Source organism: Azospirillum sp. B506, assembly GCF_000333595.1.
Taxonomy (GTDB): Bacteria; Pseudomonadota; Alphaproteobacteria; order Azospirillales; family Azospirillaceae; genus Azospirillum.
The window spans coordinates 1-1,529 of record NZ_BADK01000560.1 but is presented as its reverse complement, the minus strand read 5'-3'; the positions used below and the strand labels follow the sequence as shown (position 1 = coordinate 1,529).

The window sequence follows — 1,529 nt, the reverse complement described above, 5'->3', positions numbered from 1 at the left end:
CGTCGCGACTGCGGCGGGACGGCATCTTCCGCATATAGCGCTCGGCCCCAACCTCGTCCTCGGCGAGCAGAATTTGCTGTGGCTGCTGCGGGGGGATGCCGCGCGTCCCCGTCCGCCCGCCCAACCACCCGACGAGGACGGATTCGCGCGGAATGCCATGAGCATCAGTTCGGCACCGGCCAACCGGGTTCAGGAAAATCTGGACGGGCGCCCCTGGCCGGACCGCATGAACAGCATGTTCGGTTTCTGCGAGGCGGCGGTGGGCAAGGGGCGCGCCCTGATTCTGCTCGACGACGCGATCCTGCTGCCCAAGCGGCCGTTGAACGACGCCGACGTTCCGGCCGGCGCCTCCCACGAGCGGATCGCCAAGCGCTTCGCCGAACTGCCGCGGATGGCGGCGGCGAAGGGTGGCCTGGCCGTGATCCTGGCGCAGAGCCCGGAGCGCGCCGCCGCCGTCGCGGCGGAGGAGGGCTTCGTCTCGGCGGCCCTGGCGGCGGAGGGAGGGCAGGCGCCGCGCTGGCAGCAGACCGATCCCGGCCGTTTCTCCCAGCTTCGCTGGCCGCACGCCACGCGGTTGACGTGGCCGGGGGTCGACGAGGGCGAGCCGTTCGGGCCGCTGTTCCCGGTCTCCCGCGCGCGGCCGAACGAGCCGCCGCCGCGCCTCTACAACGTCCTGCGTTCGGTGCCCGCGGCGGTGCTCCAGCAGGCTGTCGATCCGGTGCATCTGCGAAGGGAGCTGGACAAGCGGGTCATCGGCCAGGAGATCGTCACCCGGTCCATCGCAAAGAAAATCCACGAGCGGATGGGGCAGGAAGGTCGCCCGGGGCCCGTCTTTACGGTTCTGCTGGCCGGGGCGACCGGAAGCGGCAAGACGGAGATGGCCAAGGCGCTGGCGACCACCCTGTTCGGCAGCGACAAGGCCCTGTTCCGTGTCGATTGCGGCGGCGTCCTGGGGGAGGCCGGGCTGCAGACGCTGATCGGTTCGCCGAAGGGGTATTCGGGGTCGGATTCGCCGGGCGCCCTCACCGGGCACCTGCGGACGACGCCACGGAGCGTCCTGCTGTTCGACGAGATCGAGAAGGCCTACGATCGGCAGCTGGGTCCGCAGAGTCCGCTGTTCAAGATGCTGCTGTCGCTGCTCGACGAGGGGCGCGTGACCGAGCAGTCGACGGGCGAAACGATGGACGCCAAGGAAACGGTCATCTTCCTGACCTCCAACGCCGCCCAGAGGGAGTTGGCAACCGTGCTCAAGGAGCACGGAAACGACGAGGCTGCCTTGATCGATGAAACCAAGACGGCGCTCGGGGGCTATTTCTCTCCGGAATTCCTGGCACGCATCGATCTGGTGACGACCACGTCGCCGTTGAACGAAGAGGCGCGCCGGCAGATCGTGGCCCTGCTGGCCGGAAATGTCGCTCGCCTCTACGGCATCGACATCGCTTCGGTGTCGCCGGCCTTCGCCGACGCTGCCATCGCCCATTGGGCCCGGGTCGAGAATTACGGCATCCGCGAAATCCGACGCTGGATCG

Annotated in this window: 1 protein-coding gene; it reads left to right on the top strand. The window is 68.8% G+C overall.

Features of this window, described 5'->3' with window-relative positions:
* Window positions 1-157 precede the first annotated feature (157 nt).
* A partial coding sequence (locus I71_RS16530; RefSeq protein ID WP_042695943.1) for an AAA family ATPase occupies window positions 158-1,529 on the top strand: 1,372 nt, incomplete at its 3' end.